The 246-nt window shown below is 63.4% G+C and carries 1 pseudogene; it reads right to left on the bottom strand.

The window, feature by feature from the left end:
- A pseudogene (locus tag SB753_RS40190) lies at nucleotides 1–246 on the bottom strand (propionyl-CoA--succinate CoA transferase); the annotation flags it as partial.

The raw sequence follows: 246 nt of genomic DNA on the forward strand, positions 1-246 counted from the left end.
TTGCTGACTTCTTGCGGACGCAGCACGAGCCGGTCGCGGTAGCGCGCGAGATCGCCGAATACCTGCGCCTGGCGCTTTTCCGTCAACGTGATCGACGCGCCCGATGCGAACGTGACCTTGCCGGCGTCCATCAGATCGAAGGTCGAATCCTGCAGGACTTCCGAGTAGATCGTGAACGGCTCGAACGGCGAGTCGGCGAAGCCGGCCAGCACCGCATTCGCAATCGTGCCGATGCCAGCCTGCAAC

Origin of the sequence: Paraburkholderia sp. SIMBA_053, assembly GCF_046534895.1 — a bacterium.
Lineage (GTDB): Bacteria > Pseudomonadota > Gammaproteobacteria > Burkholderiales > Burkholderiaceae > Paraburkholderia > Paraburkholderia caledonica.